Source organism: Kitasatospora sp. NPDC057500, assembly GCF_042802195.1.
Classification (GTDB): Bacteria; Actinomycetota; Actinomycetes; order Streptomycetales; family Streptomycetaceae; genus Kitasatospora.
This window is the reverse complement of record NZ_JBHVER010000024.1, coordinates 49,390-64,737: the sequence shown is the minus strand read 5'-3', so window position 1 is coordinate 64,737 and position 15,348 is coordinate 49,390. Positions and strand designations below refer to the sequence as shown.

Here is a 15,348-nt window from a genome sequence, read left to right as displayed (position 1 = left end):
GTGTCGACGGGCCCTCGGGCGTTCCGGCAGCGTTCCCGGGCGGGGCCGGAGCGGCGGGTCTCAGCCGCGCTTCAGCTCGGCGGGCGGGGTGCGCCGGGCGTCCATGTCGTCCACCCGCACCAGGCTCCCCCAGACCGCCATCCGGTAGCGCGAGGTGTAGACCGGGGTGCAGGTGGTCAGGGTGATGTACCGGCCGGGCTCGGTGTAGCCGGAGCCCTTCGGCACCGGGGCGACGATGCCGGTGTCGTACTTGGAGGTCTCCGCCAGGGTGTTGTCGACCCGGTAGACGTACCACTTGTCCCGGGTCTCGACGACGATCGGGTCGCCCTTGCGCAGGGCGTCCAGGTCGTGGAACTTCGCCCCGTGCCCGTCCCGGTGGGCGGCCAGCGCGAAGTTGCCGGAGGCGTCCCAGGGCATCGCCGCGCGGTACGGCTGCTCGTAGACCCCGGCGACGCCGTCGGCCAGGGTGTCCGCGTCGGTGCCCATCCGGATCAGCACCTGGTAGCCCCGGCCCATCGCCGGGACGTGCAGGAAGCCGATCCCCGTGCCCGTCGCGGCGGACGCCCCGGAACCGCCCGCACCGCCCGCCGGGCCGTTGCCGGCGGCCGCGCCGCCGGCGGCGTCGGGAGCGTTCGGGTCGGCCAGGACGGCCGGTCCGTCGGTGGCGGCCGGAGTGCCCGGGGTCGCCGCGGAGCCGGGCGGGAGGCCGGCCGGGCCGCCGGCCGCCCAGGAGTCGCGCAGCTGGTCGGAGGCCGCGGCGGCGGAGCGGTCCGCCAGCACGTCGGTCCACCAGAGCGAGTAGGTGACGAACAGGCCGAGCACCAGTCCGACGGTGATCAGCAGCTCGCCGAAGACCCCCAGCACGGCCAGCGCCCGTCCGCGCCCGCGCCGCGGCGCGCGACCGCCGACGGGCTGCGGACCGGACGGCGGCCCGGACGGGAAGGCCTCCTCGGCCACCGCTTCGGTCTCCTGCGTCACGTCTCTCCCCTTGCTACTCGCCCGCTCGCGGTCAGCCTCCCGTGAGGGCGGCCGGCTTGCCCTGGCTGCGCGGCCGTTCCTCGATCATCTTGCCAAAGACGATCAGCCGGTACTTCGAACTGAACTCCGGCGTGCACGTGGTCAGCGTGATGTACCGGCCCGCGCCGCTGTACCCGGCGCCGTTCGGCACCGGCTTGATCACGCTCACATTGGACGGCGGGGTCTCCGGGATGCCGCCGGTGACCTCGTAGGTGTAGAACGCGCTCGCGGTCTCCACCACGATCTTGTCGCCCTTGCCGAGCTGGTTGATCCGCCGGAACGGCTCGCCGTGGGTGTTGCGGTGCGCGGCCAGCGCGAAGTTGCCCGCCTTGTCGGCCGGCATCCCGGTCCCGGTGTAGTGCCCCACCAGGCCCTTGTCGAGCACCGACCCCTTGGCGGTGCCCTCGGCGATCGGGAACTTCTGGCCGAGCTTCGGCATGTGGATGATCGCGAAGCCCTTGCCGGGCTCGAAGGTCTCCGGTTTGGCCGGGTCCGGCGCCGGCTGTCCCGCCGCCGGGGCCGGGACGGCCGCGTCGAACTGCTCCTCCAGCTGGCTGCGGGCCCCGTCGGCGGCCGCGTCGGCCTGCACATTGGTCCACCAGAGCTGGTACGAGACGAAGAGCAGCATCACCAGGCCGAGGGTGATGCACAGCTCGCCGAGGAAGCGGGCGAAGACCACCGCCACCGACTCCTTCGGCCGGGGCCGCTCCGCGGCGGCGGTCCGGCCGCCCGCGCGGCGCCGTCCGCGCCCCTGCGCGGCCTTCCGGCGCTCGGCCCGCCCGCCGGGCGCCGGCGGGCCGGACTCGCCGGCCCCGGCGTCCACCACGTCCATGGTGACCGTCTCGGCGGCGGCCAGCACCGCCTGCGGCGTCCCGGGCGCCTCCGGGCTCTCCAGGTGCAGGCGGAGCGTCTCCTCCGCCCGCTGGGGCGCCACCGGGGGCGCGGCCTGCTCGTAGACGGACCAGCCGTCCTCGGCGCCGTTCTGGGCCGCCCAGCCGCCCTGGTCCGGGCCCGGCTGGGCGGGGATGTGGCCGCCCCGCCGCAGCTGCTGCTCCTGGTACGGGTCGTAGCCCTGGTACTGGCCCTGCTGGTACGGCCCCGGCGGGTACTGCTGCCCGCCGTACCCGTCCTGCCGGTGGGCGTCCTGCTGGTACGGCCCGGCCGGGTACTGGCCCTGGGCGTACTGTCCCCGCTGGTGGCCCTGCTGGTACTGGCCCTGCTGGTACTGGTCCGGCTGGTACTGGTCCGGCGCCTGCGCGTACGCGCCCTGGGGGTACTGCTGCCGGTACGGCCCGCCGCCCTGGTGCGCGCCGCCGCCCTGCGGGTCCGCCTCCGGCTGGTGGCGCCCCTCCGGACGCACCGCGGTCACGCCCCTCAGCCCCGGCCGATCACCGGGGCGAGCCCGGCCGACCGGTCGACGGCCGCGGCGTCGCCGCACTCGGCCAGCCAGTTGGCGAGCATCCGGTGGCCGCCCTCGGTGAGCACCGACTCCGGGTGGAACTGCACGCCCTCCACCGCGAGGTCGCGGTGGCGCAGCCCCATGACCACACCGCTCGCGGTGCGCGCGGTGACCACCAGCTCGTCCGGCACGGTCGCGGGGTCGACCGCCAGCGAGTGGTAGCGGGTCGCGGTGAGCGGCGAGGGCAGGCCGGCGAACACGCCGCCGTCCTCGTGCTCGACCGGCGAGGTCTTGCCGTGCAGCAGCTCGGGTGCCCGGCCGACCACGGCGCCGTAGGCCACCGCGATCGACTGCAGGCCCAGGCAGACGCCGAACACCGGCAGTCCGGCCCGGGCGCAGTGGTGCACCATCTCGATGCAGACCCCGGCCTCCTCGGGCGCGCCGGGGCCGGGGGAGAGCAGCACCCCGTCGAAGCCCCGGTCGCCGTCGCGGAGCACCGCGTGCTCGACGGTCACCTCGTCGTTGCGGACCACCTCGCAGGTGGCGCCGAGCTGGTAGAGGTACTGGACCAGGTTGAAGACGAAGCTGTCGTAGTTGTCGACGACCAGGATGCGGGGCGGGGTCGGCCGGGAGGTCATGGGGGCGCGTTCTCCGGGGGGTGCGGGGACTGGGGCGGGGAGCGGTGCCGCCGGGTCAGCCGACGGCGCCGTCGCCTTCTCCGTCCACTGTGACGTCGCCGAAGGGGAGCAGCGGTTCCGCCCAGGGGAAGACGTAGGTGAAGAGGAGGTAGACGGTCCCCAGCACGAGGAGCACCGAGATCACGGCCTTGACCAGGGTGTTCCCCGGCAGGTGTCGCCAGATCCAGCCGTACATGGTGCTCCCTCGTCGTAGCGGACTGGGGTCAAGACTAGACCCCGTCCCGTGGCGGCCAGGCCCGTCCCGCCCCTCTACTGCTGGCCGGTCGCCGCGCGCAGGTCCGCCGTTCCCGAGTAGCCGGGCAGTGCGAGGTCACCGCTCTCCTGCACCTTCCAGCCCAGTCCGTACGCCTGTACGTACTGCAGGTAGTTGCGGATCGTCTGGTCGGACTCCACCGAGGCGCGCAGCGCGTCGGTCCGGCCGACCGCCTTGACCACGTACGGCGGCGAGTAGACCCGGCCCTGGAGCAGCAGGGTGTTGCCGACGCAGCGGACGGCGCTGGTGGAGATCAGCCGCTGGTCCATCACCTGCACGCCCTCGGCGCCGCCGCGCCAGAGCGCGTTGACCACGGCCTGGATGTCCTGCTGGTGGATGACCAGGTCGTTGACGTCCGGCTCGCGCACCCCGGGGATGCGCGCGGTCGCGTTCGGCGGGGCGTCGTTGAGGGTGACGGTCAGGCCGGGCCCCTGGAGCGGGTCCAGGGCGGCGGCCTGCTCCAGGGCCGTGAGCTGCGCGGCGTCGGCCGGGCTGCCCTGCTGGTCGGTGAGCCGCTGGGCCCGCTCCTGGAGGTCGGCGAGCTGGGCCTGGGACTGCTGGTTCTGCGCGCTGCGCTGCCTTATCACGTCGGAGAGGCTGAGCAGCGAGTTGTCGGTGCGCAGGTCGGTGCCGCGCGCGGTCTGCGCGCTGATGTAGAAGAGCAGTCCGGCGAGCGCGAAGACGGCGCAGGTCAGGGCACGTCCGACAATTCGGGTGCCGGAGTCGCGGATGGGAGCAGGCCGAGGGGGAATCGACAAATTAGGCACCGTACCCTTATCTCCTTCGGACCCGCCGAACCACTACGCTAACGGACGCCGCCACACCACCGTGAACCCCTGCGCGGTCACAGCGCATCGACAGGAGAGCTCCTCGTGCCGAAGTCTCGACTCCGCAAGAAGCCCGACTACACCCCGCCGACCACGGCCACGGTGAAGATCAGTTCGGGCCGCGGTTGGGTTGCCCCCTTGATGCTGGCGCTGTTCCTGATCGGCCTGGTCTGGATCGTCACCTACTACGTGACCAGCGGCAGCTGGCCGGTGGAGAGCTGGCGGAACTGGAACATCCTGGTGGGCTTCGGCTTCATCGCGGCGGGTTTCGGCGTCTCCACCCAGTGGAAGTGACGCCGGGGCTGCTGCCCTGAGCTCCTCCACCGCCGCCCCGGACGGTTCGTCCAGGGGCGGCGTCGTGGTGCGCCCGGACGGCGGGCAGCCACCGCGGGACCGCTTCCGGTTATCCGCTCATCGTGTTTATCCACATGGTTATCCACACTGGGGAAAAGTCACACGGGCCTGTGGATAACTCGCGCCGGGGGCGCTTTCCACACCGCCGCGCGCCCTTCTCTCACCCGGTGGATCCGCACAGCAGGACACGCGTAGAACAGCCGTCCGCTTCCGGTGGTTCGCACTGCCTGCGCACAGGTCCGCACACGCTGTGGACAACCGTGCGGCCCTCGGACGGCCGTGTGCGCGGTCCGGCGCCGACGGATCACCCGCCGTAGGCGGCCGTCCCGACGAGGACCATCACCAGCACCAGCGCGGCCACCCCCGCCAGCGTCAGCCCCTGCACGGCCGCCCGGTGGGCCCGCGGGGCGTACATCAGGCCGGCCGCGGTCAGCATCCCGGCGACCAGGCCGCCGAGGTGCGCGCGCCAGTCGATGCCCTGCACCGAGAACGTGACGATCAGGTTGAACACCAGCAGCGCGATGATCGGCCCGAGCGGAGCCCGGACCCGGCGGTAGAGCACCACCGTCGCGCCCAGCAGGCCGAAGACCGCCCCCGAGGCGCCCAGCGAGCGCATCCCGTCGCCGGCCAGCAGGAAGGCGAAGGCGCTGCCGGCCAGGCCGGAGAGCAGGTAGAGCGCGAGGAAGCGGACCCGGCCCAGGGCGGTCTCCAGCTGCGGGCCCAGCACCCAGAGCACCAGCATGTTGGTGGCGATGTGCCAGGGGGCGGTGTGCAGGAACACCGCGGTCAGCAGCCGGTACCACTGGTCCGGGCCCTCGGCGACCCCGTTCGCGAACGGGTAGGACGGGTCGGGGGCGAAGCTGCGCAGTTCGAGGTCGATCGCCAGCCAGGGCGTGACCACGTAGGCGGCCAGTACGAAGACGACCAGGTTGATGCCGATCAGCGCCTTGGTGACCAGCGCGCCGTCCTCGGCCGGGCGCCCGCCGAAGCGGGTGGTCGCCCGGCGGACCTGGCGGCCGCCCTCGCTGACGCACTCCGGGCAGTGGAAGCCCACCGAGGCGTTCACCATGCACTGCGGGCAGATCGGGCGGCCGCAGCGCGAGCAGCCGATGCCGGTCTCCTGCTCGGGGTGCCGGTAGCAACGGGACAGCCCGCTCCCGCTGCCCGCCCCCGGGGTCGGGTCGATCGGCGGCCTCGGCTCGTCCGGGAGCATCGGCTATCCCCTTCTGCCACGACTTGCTGCGACGACACGTGCGCGCTCCCGGCGGGGACCCGCCGGAACCGCCAGCCTACTGCGGCCATACCCGCGGCCGGACGGCCCATTCACCACTCCCCGCCCGCCCCGGGCCCGCCCGGCCCCTCCCCGCCCCGCGCGGCGGCCCCCCACCGGCCCAGCACGCCCCGCATACGGCCCACTCCGGCATGCCACCGGACAAATCCGGATGCATGATCGTCATTCAGGTGGATATGTGCATAAAGGACGCCACCAGGAGGAGAGACTCGTGACCCGTTTGGACTCGGCCCGAGCGACGGCCGGCAACCTCGCGGACAACGCCCGGCACCAGGCGACACACGCCGCCCAGGCCGTCCGCGTCCAGTACGACCGGCACATCGCCCCCCAGGTCGGTCACGCCTTCGCCAGCCTGCCGCCGGAGGCCCAGCAGAACGCCCTGAAGGCCCTGCACCGCACCCAGGAGGCCGCCCTGGCCGCCCGCCACACCGCCTCCCGGGCGGCCGACCAGGCGCGGTGCACGGTCGCCCCCAAGGTCGTGCACGCCGTCGAGGAGGCCCGCGCCGCCGTCGTTCCGGTCGCCCACGAGGCCCAGACCCGCGGCGCCGCCGCGCTGACCGCCATGCGCGGCAACGTCACCTCGGCTGAGATCAGCGACCTGGCGGCCCGCAACGCCCGCAGGTCGCGCCGGGCCGGCTGGGCGACCGGACTGGCCGTGGCCGGGGTGATCGCGATCGGCACCGGCATCGCCACCTGGCAGTGGTGGCGGCACCGCAGCAACCCGGAGTGGCTGGTGGAGCCCCCGTCCCTGGCCCGCCCGGCCGCCACGCCCGCCCCGGGCGGCGACAGCGCCGCCGACACCGGCCCGGACGCCCCGGTGAACGGCTCGCCGGACGCCACCGGCCCCGGCCCGGCCGCCCCACCCGCCGAGGACCGCTCCGAGCCGCAGGACCCGCGCAAACCGCACTGAGAACGCGAATCGGCCGCTGACCCGAATTCAGGTCAGCGGCCGACCGCCGTCCACACGCGGTGGAGGAACAACTGTGGAGCTTAGGAGACTCGAACTATTATTTTGCGAGACTGTGACCTGCGGTGACGCGCCAGACGCGGCCATATCGGTCATTTTCGATGCCGTTCGATGTCGCCCGATGTCTCCGGATGATGCCCCGTGCTGACATTGCAGCACAGATGATCATGGCCGCCCAGACGCAGAACCGCCCCCGGGGAAGTCCCCAGGGGCGGCCCCGATCGTCACAGTCCGTCATCTGGACGGGTGGGTCAGCCTCGCGCTCGACCCCCGTGACGATCGGCTCAGTCAGGCACCCCGCCGGTGCCTGAAGCCTCGGTGCTGGAACCACCGGGCGGCTCAAAGAAAGACTTGTCGAGGACGGACTCGGGGTGGCCCTTCGCGGCCCGGACGGCCTTGTACCGCCGGTTCCTGGCGGCGCCCTCGTCGCCGTCCTCGGCGTTCTCGCGTGCCATCTCGGCGTAGTTGGCGGCGGTGGCCGCCCGGTCCTCCGCGCTCGGGGGCGGCGTGGACCTGCGGAAGATAGCCATGCGGGATTCCTCAGTGGTAGACGGCGGAAGCGATCAGCAGGGTGGCGAGCACCGCCAGGGCGGCGATCGAGACGGCGTAGGCCCGGGTGAGTGCGGCCGGGTCGGGGCGGCCGTGCCGGCGCCGGTCGGCTGCGGCGCGGTAGTCGGCCTGGGGGTCGTCGGTCATCGGTGGGCGTCCGCCTGGTGGCGCCGCATGAGGACGCACGCGTCCGTCGAGGCGCTGCCGTCGCGGGCACGCTCGGCGGCGGCGTGCTGCTCGGCGAGGCGCTGGCACGTCGCGCACCGGCCCTTCGGCCTGAGCAACACTCCGGCTGCTGGGGCAGCAGGGTCAGGAGGCTGCGGCATGGCCGGCCTTCCCCTGGTAGTCGCCGCGGGCCAGCTGTCTGCTGATCCAGGACTGCGCGCTCGCCGCGATGCCCCACCGCAGGACGTGGCCGTCCTCGCCGACCGGCTCACCCGTCGTGGTGTCCTCCACCGTCCAGAGTCCCGGGTTCCGTCCCTGCCGGGGCTCCTGCACCACCCGGTACCGCTCGGCATGCTGCTGCCTGGCCGTCCGGCCGTCGCCCCGGCGGACACGGATCATGATCCGGCTGTCCGGGAGGACGACCGGGAAGTCCAGCTGGCCGCCGTCCAACGCGGCCTCGACCTGTTCGGTGGCCCCGGTGCCGAAGAGCCAGCGCAGGGCGGCGTACTGCTGGTCCCCGACGTCCAGTTCCCGGACGGCCTGCCAGACGGCGGTCAGAGCCGCCGCCGGCGCCAGCGCCTTCGGGTCGAGGTACCCCTCGACGCTGACAGTCCAGTCTTCATCTGCGGTCCAGCCCACTCGCCCTCCTCGATGCCGTGGCGCACCGGTGACCGGCAGCGCAGCGTTCTCTACGAGATTCGGGTAACTGGGAGTCCAGGCCCATACCCGGACGGTAATCTCACGGTGAGATGGATTCGTGAGGACAGGGTTGCCATGGGTACCGCGTTCGACCCGATCAAGCTGCCGGACTCCGCATGGCAGAACAGCCAGATCGAGACGGCCCTCCAGGAGCGGAACATCGGAGCGGTGTTCCGCTACGTGCAACACCACGGGGGCGCCAGCCAGGCGCGCATCGGCGCCCAGGTCGGCATGACCCAGGGCCGCGTGAACGAGATCATCAACGGGCGCAGGGCCGTCAGCCGCCTTGACGTCTTCGAGCGGATCGCGGACGGCCTCAACATGCCGTCCCCCGCCCGCCAACTACTCGGTCTCGCACCACGCCGGGAGACCCGTTCCCCGGGTAGCGCGTTCGACCTCGCAGCGTTCCCGGAGATCGTCCGCGTGTACTCCGACCAGGCAGCGGCCGCCGCCGAGATCCAGCGATCGACCCGCTCGGCCCTGGAGATCGACGTACTTGCCGTCCGAGGCCTCGGCCTCCTCGCACTGCGCGACTCCCTGCTACGTCCGCAGCTGGACCGCGGCGCCAACACCCGACCGCGACTACGCGTTCTTCTGCTCCACCCCGAGTCGTCCGCGCTGAGACAGCGGGCGCGCGAGATCGGAGAATCCCCGGAGTCCCTCGCGAGCGGCGTGCTACTCGCCGAGGCCCAGCTCAGGGACCTGGCCGCCGTCGGCCAGGTCGAGGTCTACCGGTACCGGACGCTTCCGGTGTGGCGGACGATCCGACTCGACAACGTCGTCTACGTCAGCGCATTCGACCGCGATTGGGAGGGCCACCAGTCGGCAACCTATAAGGTGCTGGCCACCCCGTACGGTCCGCTATACCGGGGCTGGCGCCGGCAGTACGAGGCCATGGTGGCCGAGGCTGAGCAGGTCATTTGATGAAGGGACGGACATGGCGATCGAAGCCGAGCTCAAGGCACTCGTACGCGACCCGGAGGGCGTGCTCCGCGCACTGGAAGAGCGCTACGGTACCGGCCGCGCCGAGGTGTACCGCGACACCTACTACGACGCGCCCGACGGGTCGCTCATGGACACCGACCGGGAGTTGCGGATCCGTACAGTGCACGGCCCCGACGACACCCGCACCGTGTTGACCTACAAGGGTGCCCGTGTCGATGAGGCGTCCGGTTCCAAGCCCGAGGCCGAGACCCGGGTCGAGGATGCCGAGGCCGCACACGAGATCGTCCGGGGGCTCGGGTTCACCCCTCGGATCGCCTTCGAGAAGCGGTGCCGCAACTACACCTTCCACGAGGGCGGCCGGCAGTTCCTCGCCACCCTCGTCCGCGTGCCCGAGATCGACGGCACCTTCGTCGAACTGGAGACGGCTGCCAACGAGGACGACCTCGACCAGGCGCTCGCCACCGTCCGAGCGGTGCTCGCCTCGCTGGGCATTACCGACGACGACCTGACGACCGAGCAGTACACCGACGCAGTAGCTGCGGCCCGACCGTAGCGTTCCCACTTCGACCGTCCGCGCACCCGGGCTACCCGTAGGCCGGTAGGGTCCCCTCACCACACCCCACGCGTCCCAGGGGGGACCATGCGCACCCGTACCACCGCCGTCGCCGTCGCGGCAGCCGCCCTGCTCGCCGCCGGGCTGACCGCCTGCTCCAGCTCGGCGACGACCACCGACGCGAAGGCGCCCACCCCGGCCGCCGCGGAGCCCAACTCGGCACCGCCCGCCGCCGCTGCGCCCGAGGCCGCCGCGACCACCCAGGCGCCGGCGCCCGCCGGGACGACCGCGGCCGCGCCGGCGGCGACCGGGCCGTGGGCTGCCGCCGAAGCCCGACACCATCACGACGACGAAGTACATCGCGGCCCTCACCGCGATCGACCCCGAGATCGTCAACGACAAGCCGGACAAGGCCGTGTCCAGAGGCCGGGACCAGTGCACGTCCGTCGCCCAGTACCCCACGGACCAGCCCAAGCTGGTGGAGCTCACCGGTAAGCGCTTCATCTCACCGGGTCACCCGCAGGGGTTCGGCCCGGAGAAGTCCGCCAAGATCTTGGCCGCGGTCCGGACGCACATCTGCCCGTCGTACTGACCGAGCCCGGGCACGACGAAACGCCCCCCGCCCGGCCGTGGCCGAGCGGGGGGCGTAGTGGTTCAACCCTGGAGCTCCTTGACGGCCTCCTCGACGCGGTCGACCGCGTCCCGCAGGCTGCCGCCGCCGTTACGCCGCAACTCGTGCTCGATCGACGCCAGCCGTTCCATCACGCCCGGCCGGGCGGGAACACCGGGTCGGGCCGGTGCACCCTGCCAGTCCTCGCTCCAGGCGTCGAGAGCCGCGTGCAGGCGGCGGACAGTGCGCCAGAGTACGGCGACCAGGGCCAGAAGGGCGCCGAGAGCGGTGGCCCAGGCCGCGAGCGCGTCGACCTGGAGGACGCCGGTCTCGGCCAGCCCAGTCACTGGCGGCTCGCCGGGTCACGGCGGGCCGACAGCAGCGACGCCGTATCCGGCCGGCCCACGAAGCGCGCAAGCCAGCCCTTCGCGGCCGCGAACGTCGGCGTCAGCAGTGGCACCCACCACAAGGGCAGGTTGCCCAGCTCGACGATGAGGTACGACAAGCCGGCCTCGCCTGCGGTCGCACCCGTGCGCTCGGCCAGGTCGACGACGAAACGGGGAATGCGAAGCATGGTGATCTCCGATCAGTCGGTGACGGTGAAGCGCCCGGTACCGAGGCGCTCCAGGGAGCGGCGGCCGGGGACGCCGTCCGCGTCCGCGCCCGCGTAGCCGAGGGAGCGCTGGAACGCGGCGTAGGCCTGCACGGTGCGAGTGCCGAAGGAGCCGTCCACCCAGCGCTGCTCCAGGAGGCCCTCGTCGGCCAGGGCCTGCTCCACCAGCCGCGCCTCGGCGGCGTGGGTCTGGTGGCCCTGGGCGGCGCCCGGGTCGGTGCGCGCCGCCTCGACGACGTGGGCGAGGGAGACGGTGGGCTGGCCGGGGATGCGGCCGAGCAGCAGTTGGAGGGTGACCAGGCCCGGCACACCGTCGGCGTCCGGCCCGCTGTACCCGAGGCTGTGCTGGAAGGCCTGGTAGTTGAGGGTGTCGGCGTCGGTCCAGGCCGGGCCCGGACCCTGCTGGTAGTGGCCGCCGTACCCGTTCCGGACGAGGGCCTCGCCCACCGCGGTGACGTGGTCGCCGTGCGCGCCGTAGCCGTACTCCAGGCCGTTGATGGTCGTGCGGTAGCGGGCCGGCGTCGGCTCGGCAGGCTGCCCGGGCGCCGGGCCCGGGACCGGTGCGGCGTCGGGCTCCAGGGCGCCCGAGGTCACCAGCTCGTACAGCGCTGCGCCGGGGCAGTCGGTGGCGTAGCCGTCGCGGTGGCCGCGGATCTCCCGGCCGGCGCCGTTGGCGCGCAGGTAGGCGATCGCGTCCCGCAGGCCGGCGACCTGCTCGGCGGTCGGCGAGGTGTGGCCGCTGTCGCCCACGAAGGCGAGGACGGCGAAGTGGTCGCGGTTGAGCGCGGGCCTGCCGTTGGCCGCGTTCTGCGCGTTGCGGCCGCGGCCCTCGAAGACGTAGCCGTGCTCGCAGACGGCGAGGTTGTACGCGAAGTCCGACCAGCCGTTGCCGTCCATGTGGCTGTTCTGGACCTTGCGCATGTAGGCGGCGCAGGTGCCGTGCTCGTCCGCGCTGTACGGGCCGCCGAGGTAGTGCACCTTGACGCCCCGGTTGGCCGCCACGGACTGGTGCCCGTTGCGGGGCGGGCGGGCGCCCCACTCGGCGCGGCTGACGAACTGCATGATGGGTGCCTCCAGGCATAGGGGAGCCCCCGGGCCGGGTGGCGCCGGGGGCGGATGGTCGGACGGGGTGGTCAGGCGCGGCGGCGCAGCTCCAGCCACGACCCGGCCAGCAGTTTGGTGGCCGTCCCGGCGGGCACGTTCTGGGCCCACCAGAGGGTGAGCGAGCCGGCCGCGGCGGCGGTCAGGACGCCCTCCAGTCGGGCCCAGGTGGGGGCTCCGGAGGAGACGCCGAATCCGAGCACGGAGGACGCGCTGACGGCGTCGCGGATGGCGAAGTGCTCGTCGACGCCGGACGTGCCGCTGGTGAGCGCACCGGTGTGTGCACCGGTGCCGCCGAAGTGGCAGGTGCTGCCGGCGGGGAACGCGAACCCGGCCTTGATGTCGGCGGCGCTGTCGGCTGCGCCGATGAAGAGCTGTGCGGTGAAGGTGTACCGGGCGCCGGCTGCGACGGGCAGGGTCAGATGGAGGTCGGCTTGGAGCGTGGAGGTGCTGGTCCGGGGTTCGTCGATGGGCTTGTCGATCCAGTCGGGCAGGCCGGCGCGCAGGGCCTCGCCGGTGATGCGCTGGCCGGCGGCCCACGGGGGGTAGGTGGTCATGGGTCTCCTACAGGGCGAGGATCGCGGGTTGCCACAGCCGGACGTCGGCCCCGGCCGGCAGGGGCTTCGAGACGCCGTTGACGCTGCGGGTGACGGTGGCGGTCTGCGGGCTGGTGGTGCCGGCCATGGCGGTGACGGTGACCCGCTCCCCGGCGATCGCGAGGTCGAGCGGGTAGTCGGCCGGGTCGGTCGACCAGAGCGGGCCGGTGGTGGCGATGGACAGGGTGGTGGCGGTGGCCGTGGCGCCGGTGGCGAGGGTGCTGCCGGCGGTGTCGGCGCTCGCGAGGACCAGGTCGTCTGTCACCGCGACCGACCAGGGCCCGGCCGGGGTGGTGGTGAACTCCAGGGCCCAGTCGTAGGCGCCGAGTTGCTCGGTGTAGCCCTGGGCGATGAGGTCGACCGTCGTGGGGCCGTCCTCCGCAGGGAGGTTGATGATGCGGATCATGTCGCCGACCTCGACGGCGGCGGCCGCCGGGATGAGGTGCGGGCAGGCGGCGAGGTCGACGCGCACCCGCCGGTAGCGGGCGGCGTCCCAGGTTCCGAGGTGAAGGCGCCACCCGGCGACGTCGGCCAGCTGGTGGTCGCGGTAAAGGTTGAGTTCGGGGGTGTCCGCGTAGCGGCCGATCCCGGCGGGCGGGGCCTGGACGGACAGCGGGCCGTCCTCGGCGACCGCCCGCGCCGAGCTGCCGCCGCGCCGTGTCACGGTGATGTCGTTGCGGGTGCTCTGGTCGTCGTCGACCGGCTCCAGCGGCGGGGCGACGTCGCCGGCCGCGTAGTCCAGGACCAGGGCCGGCTGCTGGTTGTAGCTGAGGTAGGCGGGCCGGTAGTGCAGCCCTGCCGTCTGCCTGCTCTCGACGAGGTAGGAGCCGTCGACCTCGCCGGCCTCCTCCAGGAGGTCGAGCAGCGGCGCGGCCTGCTGCGGGCCGAGGGCGATCTGCGGGTCCACCAGGCCCATGCTGGTGAACGGCACGGCCTCCTCCGTGCACAGCCGCGCGATCCGCTCGACGGGCCGGTTCCCCTCGAACCCGTTGTCGGCGTGCCCGTAGGCGTCGCCCGCGCTGGTGGGCATGACGCTGAGGTGGCCGAGCTGCATGTCGCCCAGCGCCTCGTCGAACAGCGTGTCGATCGCGGTCGGGACGCCGGGCGGGCCCGCGTGGGTGTTCCACACAGACCCGAGAGCGGCGGACCCGATGAGGAAGAACCGCACCTCCCAGGCCGTGCCGCCCGCGCCGTCGTCCCACACGTCCAGCTGGAGCCGCGCCCACCCGCCCGAGGCGTGACCGGCGGGCGCTGTGCCGGTGTTGGTGACGACCCCGCCGGCGCCGTCCGTCGCGAACACCGTGACGAACGCGGCGTCGATCGCCACGAACCACTGCACCGCTTTGCCGGTCGTGGCGATGCGCAGCACCGGCGGGAACACCCCCGCGGTCGGCAGGGCAGGCAGGTTGTAGACCATCTCGACGCGCCAGCCCGCGGCGAGGGCGGGGCTGTCGGGGACGGGGGCGCTGATGGTGGCGCCGTGGCTGACCCGGGGCAGCGGCAGGGACCCGGTCGGCCCGTCGCCGGCGGCGAACTCCAGCCCGGTGGCCACCAGGGGCGGGCAGCCGGGGATCGGCGAGAACGCCTGGCTGGCGCCGCGGGCGTCCTCCATCGGCCAGTACGCCACCGGCGCGGCTGCGGTCAGGGAGCGGCGCAGGGTGGAGGCGAGCGGGTCGGTGCCCTGCCCGAGCCTGCGCTTGATGCCGGCCGCCTCGATCGGCACCCACCGGTCCTGGCCGGAGACGTCGCGGCGCGGGGACCAGGCCGACGCCTCGCCGGTGAACCTGACGCTCCGCCGGGGCGGGATCGTCGCGCCGCCGGCCAGGGTCCAGGCCCGGCCGGCCGTGTCGCTCCAGGCGGTGGTGCCGGGCGCGAGCGCGGTGAAGTCCGGCGCGGCGACCAGGGCGCCGCCGGCGCCGCGCAGTTGGAAGGCGTGGACGCGGCCGACCGGCGCGACCACGGTCTGGCCGGGGTTGTCGCCGAGGGTCAGCGGCGCGGTGGACGCGTAGACGCTGGTCGTGCCGGTGGCGGTGACGACGTCGCCCAGCTGCGCCCAGGGGCCGGCGATTGTCGGCGCGGTCCAGAAGGTGACCGCGTGGCCGCCGGTGCCGGTGTCGGCGTCGAGGGCGGCCCGGATGGCGAGGCGGCCGGACGCGGGCAGTGGCAGCGGCAGGGTGGCGGTGCGGTCGATGACCGCGGTGCCGTCGGTCGACCAGCGCAGCGTGGGGACGTCGTCCTGGAGGGTGAGCTGCCACGACCGCTGGTTCCCGGTCACGGTGTACTTGGCGGCGACCTCGACGATGCCAGCCTGGGTGGCGGGCAGGGTCAGGTCGATGCGGACGTCGAAGTCGCCGGTGAGGTCGAGCACCGCGGTGTCCGGGGTGGAGGCGTAGCTGCCCGGGCCCGGCAGGTCGAGGTAGGTCGGCAGGGCCGGATCGGCGACCGACACCCTCACCGGCGTGTTACGCCCGATGAGCCCGAAGTACGGGCTCATCGGGTTGCGCGGCGAGTACGTGCCGCTGCGGTTGTCCAGGGTGATGGGGCACTTGCCGGGGTCGATGCGGCTGCCCTCGTCGGGGCGGCCGCGCTCGATGGTGATCGGGTCGCGCAGGTACGCGTCGCCCGTGACGTCCGTCCAGGTGCCGCTGACCTGGAGTTCGACCTGGACGCCGAGCGGTGTGGCCGGGAAGGCCATGCGGTGGTCCCCTCTC

Annotated in this window: 19 protein-coding genes; 5 read left to right on the top strand and 14 right to left on the bottom strand. The window is 73.4% G+C overall.

What is annotated here, in order from left to right:
- Positions 1–60: 60 nt before the first annotated feature.
- The 5 genes from ACFU74_RS08335 to ACFU74_RS08315 all read right to left on the bottom strand — a co-directional run bounded on the left by ACFU74_RS08335 (position 61) and on the right by ACFU74_RS08315 (position 4,119).
- Positions 61–978, bottom strand: coding sequence for a class E sortase (locus tag ACFU74_RS08335; protein WP_380753675.1), 918 nt, complete (start codon positions 976–978; stop codon positions 61–63).
- 31 nt (positions 979–1,009) lie between these two features.
- Complete coding sequence (locus ACFU74_RS08330; RefSeq protein ID WP_380753672.1) at positions 1,010–2,386, bottom strand: class E sortase; 1,377 nt, start codon at positions 2,384–2,386, stop codon at positions 1,010–1,012.
- Positions 2,387–2,391: 5 nt separating this feature from the next.
- The gene (locus ACFU74_RS08325) at positions 2,392–3,054 is read right to left on the bottom strand and encodes an aminodeoxychorismate/anthranilate synthase component II (protein WP_380753669.1); all 663 of its coding nucleotides are present in this window, start codon (positions 3,052–3,054) and stop codon (positions 2,392–2,394) included.
- Between the two features lie 55 nt (positions 3,055–3,109).
- Positions 3,110–3,289: a hypothetical protein gene (locus ACFU74_RS08320; protein ID WP_380753666.1), complete on the bottom strand. Its 180-nt coding sequence runs from the start codon at positions 3,287–3,289 to the stop codon at positions 3,110–3,112.
- Positions 3,290–3,363: 74 nt separating this feature from the next.
- Positions 3,364–4,119 (bottom strand): DUF881 domain-containing protein, encoded by a 756-nt coding sequence (locus tag ACFU74_RS08315; RefSeq protein WP_380753683.1) that lies wholly within the window; start codon positions 4,117–4,119, stop codon positions 3,364–3,366.
- A gap of 120 nt (positions 4,120–4,239) precedes the next feature.
- Between ACFU74_RS08315 and crgA the strand changes: the two genes are divergently transcribed.
- Positions 4,240–4,488 carry a cell division protein CrgA gene (gene crgA / locus ACFU74_RS08310; RefSeq protein ID WP_380753663.1) on the top strand — a complete coding sequence of 83 codons (249 nt, stop codon included), beginning with the start codon at positions 4,240–4,242 and terminating at the stop codon, positions 4,486–4,488.
- 364 nt (positions 4,489–4,852) lie between these two features.
- On the opposite strand, the gene ACFU74_RS08305 is transcribed toward crgA, so the two are convergent.
- Positions 4,853–5,761, bottom strand: coding sequence for a rhomboid family intramembrane serine protease (locus tag ACFU74_RS08305; protein ID WP_380753660.1), 909 nt, complete (start codon positions 5,759–5,761; stop codon positions 4,853–4,855).
- A 289-nt stretch (positions 5,762–6,050) separates the two neighbouring features.
- Here ACFU74_RS08305 and ACFU74_RS08300 point away from each other — a divergent pair, with 289 nt between their 5' ends.
- Positions 6,051–6,749 carry a DUF5324 family protein gene (locus ACFU74_RS08300; protein WP_380753657.1) on the top strand — a complete coding sequence of 233 codons (699 nt, stop codon included), beginning with the start codon at positions 6,051–6,053 and terminating at the stop codon, positions 6,747–6,749.
- Positions 6,750–7,090: 341 nt separating this feature from the next.
- Here the strand turns inward: ACFU74_RS08300 and ACFU74_RS08295 are convergent, their stop codons facing one another.
- The 3 genes from ACFU74_RS08295 to ACFU74_RS08285 form a co-directional block, all read right to left on the bottom strand.
- The gene (locus ACFU74_RS08295; protein WP_380753654.1) at positions 7,091–7,336 is read right to left on the bottom strand and encodes a hypothetical protein; all 246 of its coding nucleotides are present in this window, start codon (positions 7,334–7,336) and stop codon (positions 7,091–7,093) included.
- 10 nt (positions 7,337–7,346) lie between these two features.
- Positions 7,347–7,502 carry a hypothetical protein gene (locus ACFU74_RS08290; protein ID WP_380753651.1) on the bottom strand — a complete coding sequence of 52 codons (156 nt, stop codon included), beginning with the start codon at positions 7,500–7,502 and terminating at the stop codon, positions 7,347–7,349.
- 162 nt (positions 7,503–7,664) lie between these two features.
- Positions 7,665–8,159 carry a hypothetical protein gene (locus ACFU74_RS08285; protein ID WP_380753648.1) on the bottom strand — a complete coding sequence of 165 codons (495 nt, stop codon included), beginning with the start codon at positions 8,157–8,159 and terminating at the stop codon, positions 7,665–7,667.
- A gap of 135 nt (positions 8,160–8,294) precedes the next feature.
- Between ACFU74_RS08285 and ACFU74_RS08280 the strand changes: the two genes are divergently transcribed.
- The 3 genes from ACFU74_RS08280 (at position 8,295) to ACFU74_RS08270 (ending at position 10,309) form a co-directional block, all read left to right on the top strand.
- A complete protein-coding gene (locus ACFU74_RS08280; RefSeq protein ID WP_380753645.1) occupies positions 8,295–9,143 on the top strand; it encodes a helix-turn-helix domain-containing protein in 849 nt (282 codons plus the stop codon).
- 13 nt (positions 9,144–9,156) lie between these two features.
- Positions 9,157–9,717, top strand: coding sequence for a class IV adenylate cyclase (cyaB, locus tag ACFU74_RS08275; RefSeq protein ID WP_380753642.1), 561 nt, complete (start codon positions 9,157–9,159; stop codon positions 9,715–9,717).
- A 415-nt stretch (positions 9,718–10,132) separates the two neighbouring features.
- Positions 10,133–10,309, top strand: a complete 177-nt coding sequence (locus tag ACFU74_RS08270; RefSeq protein WP_380753639.1) for a hypothetical protein — start codon at positions 10,133–10,135, stop codon at positions 10,307–10,309.
- Positions 10,310–10,371: 62 nt separating this feature from the next.
- Here ACFU74_RS08270 and ACFU74_RS08265 read toward each other — a convergent pair whose 3' ends face one another.
- From ACFU74_RS08265 to ACFU74_RS08245, 5 genes are all read right to left on the bottom strand, one after another.
- Positions 10,372–10,674: a hypothetical protein gene (locus tag ACFU74_RS08265; RefSeq protein WP_380753636.1), complete on the bottom strand. Its 303-nt coding sequence runs from the start codon at positions 10,672–10,674 to the stop codon at positions 10,372–10,374.
- Positions 10,671–10,901, bottom strand: coding sequence for a hypothetical protein (locus tag ACFU74_RS08260; protein WP_380753633.1), 231 nt, complete (start codon positions 10,899–10,901; stop codon positions 10,671–10,673). The genes ACFU74_RS08265 and ACFU74_RS08260 overlap by 4 nt, the downstream gene beginning before the upstream one ends.
- 12 nt (positions 10,902–10,913) lie before the next feature.
- Positions 10,914–12,002: a peptidoglycan-binding protein gene (locus tag ACFU74_RS08255; RefSeq protein WP_380753630.1), complete on the bottom strand. Its 1,089-nt coding sequence runs from the start codon at positions 12,000–12,002 to the stop codon at positions 10,914–10,916.
- A gap of 71 nt (positions 12,003–12,073) precedes the next feature.
- Positions 12,074–12,598, bottom strand: a complete 525-nt coding sequence (locus ACFU74_RS08250) for a hypothetical protein (protein WP_380753627.1) — start codon at positions 12,596–12,598, stop codon at positions 12,074–12,076.
- Between the two features lie 7 nt (positions 12,599–12,605).
- Positions 12,606–15,332 carry a hypothetical protein gene (locus ACFU74_RS08245; RefSeq protein ID WP_380753624.1) on the bottom strand — a complete coding sequence of 909 codons (2,727 nt, stop codon included), beginning with the start codon at positions 15,330–15,332 and terminating at the stop codon, positions 12,606–12,608.
- Positions 15,333–15,348 lie beyond the last annotated feature (16 nt).

Bases quoted from the DNA above. Each gene is read 5' to 3' on its own strand.
- ACFU74_RS08305 (WP_380753660.1), bottom strand. From the start codon at position 5,761: ATGCTCCCGGACGAGCCGAGGCCGCCGATCGACCCGACCCCGGGGGCG.
- ACFU74_RS08250 (WP_380753627.1), bottom strand. From the start codon at position 12,598: ATGACCACCTACCCCCCGTGGGCCGCCGGCCAGCGCATCACCGGCGAG.
- ACFU74_RS08245 (WP_380753624.1), bottom strand. From the start codon at position 15,332: ATGGCCTTCCCGGCCACACCGCTCGGCGTCCAGGTCGAACTCCAGGTC.
- ACFU74_RS08260 (WP_380753633.1), bottom strand. From the start codon at position 10,901: ATGCTTCGCATTCCCCGTTTCGTCGTCGACCTGGCCGAGCGCACGGGT.
- cyaB (WP_380753642.1), top strand. From the start codon at position 9,157: ATGGCGATCGAAGCCGAGCTCAAGGCACTCGTACGCGACCCGGAGGGC.
- ACFU74_RS08255 (WP_380753630.1), bottom strand. From the start codon at position 12,002: ATGCAGTTCGTCAGCCGCGCCGAGTGGGGCGCCCGCCCGCCCCGCAAC.
- ACFU74_RS08320 (WP_380753666.1), bottom strand. From the start codon at position 3,289: ATGTACGGCTGGATCTGGCGACACCTGCCGGGGAACACCCTGGTCAAG.
- ACFU74_RS08280 (WP_380753645.1), top strand. From the start codon at position 8,295: ATGGGTACCGCGTTCGACCCGATCAAGCTGCCGGACTCCGCATGGCAG.
- ACFU74_RS08290 (WP_380753651.1), bottom strand. From the start codon at position 7,502: ATGACCGACGACCCCCAGGCCGACTACCGCGCCGCAGCCGACCGGCGC.
- ACFU74_RS08325 (WP_380753669.1), bottom strand. From the start codon at position 3,054: ATGACCTCCCGGCCGACCCCGCCCCGCATCCTGGTCGTCGACAACTAC.
- ACFU74_RS08295 (WP_380753654.1), bottom strand. From the start codon at position 7,336: ATGGCTATCTTCCGCAGGTCCACGCCGCCCCCGAGCGCGGAGGACCGG.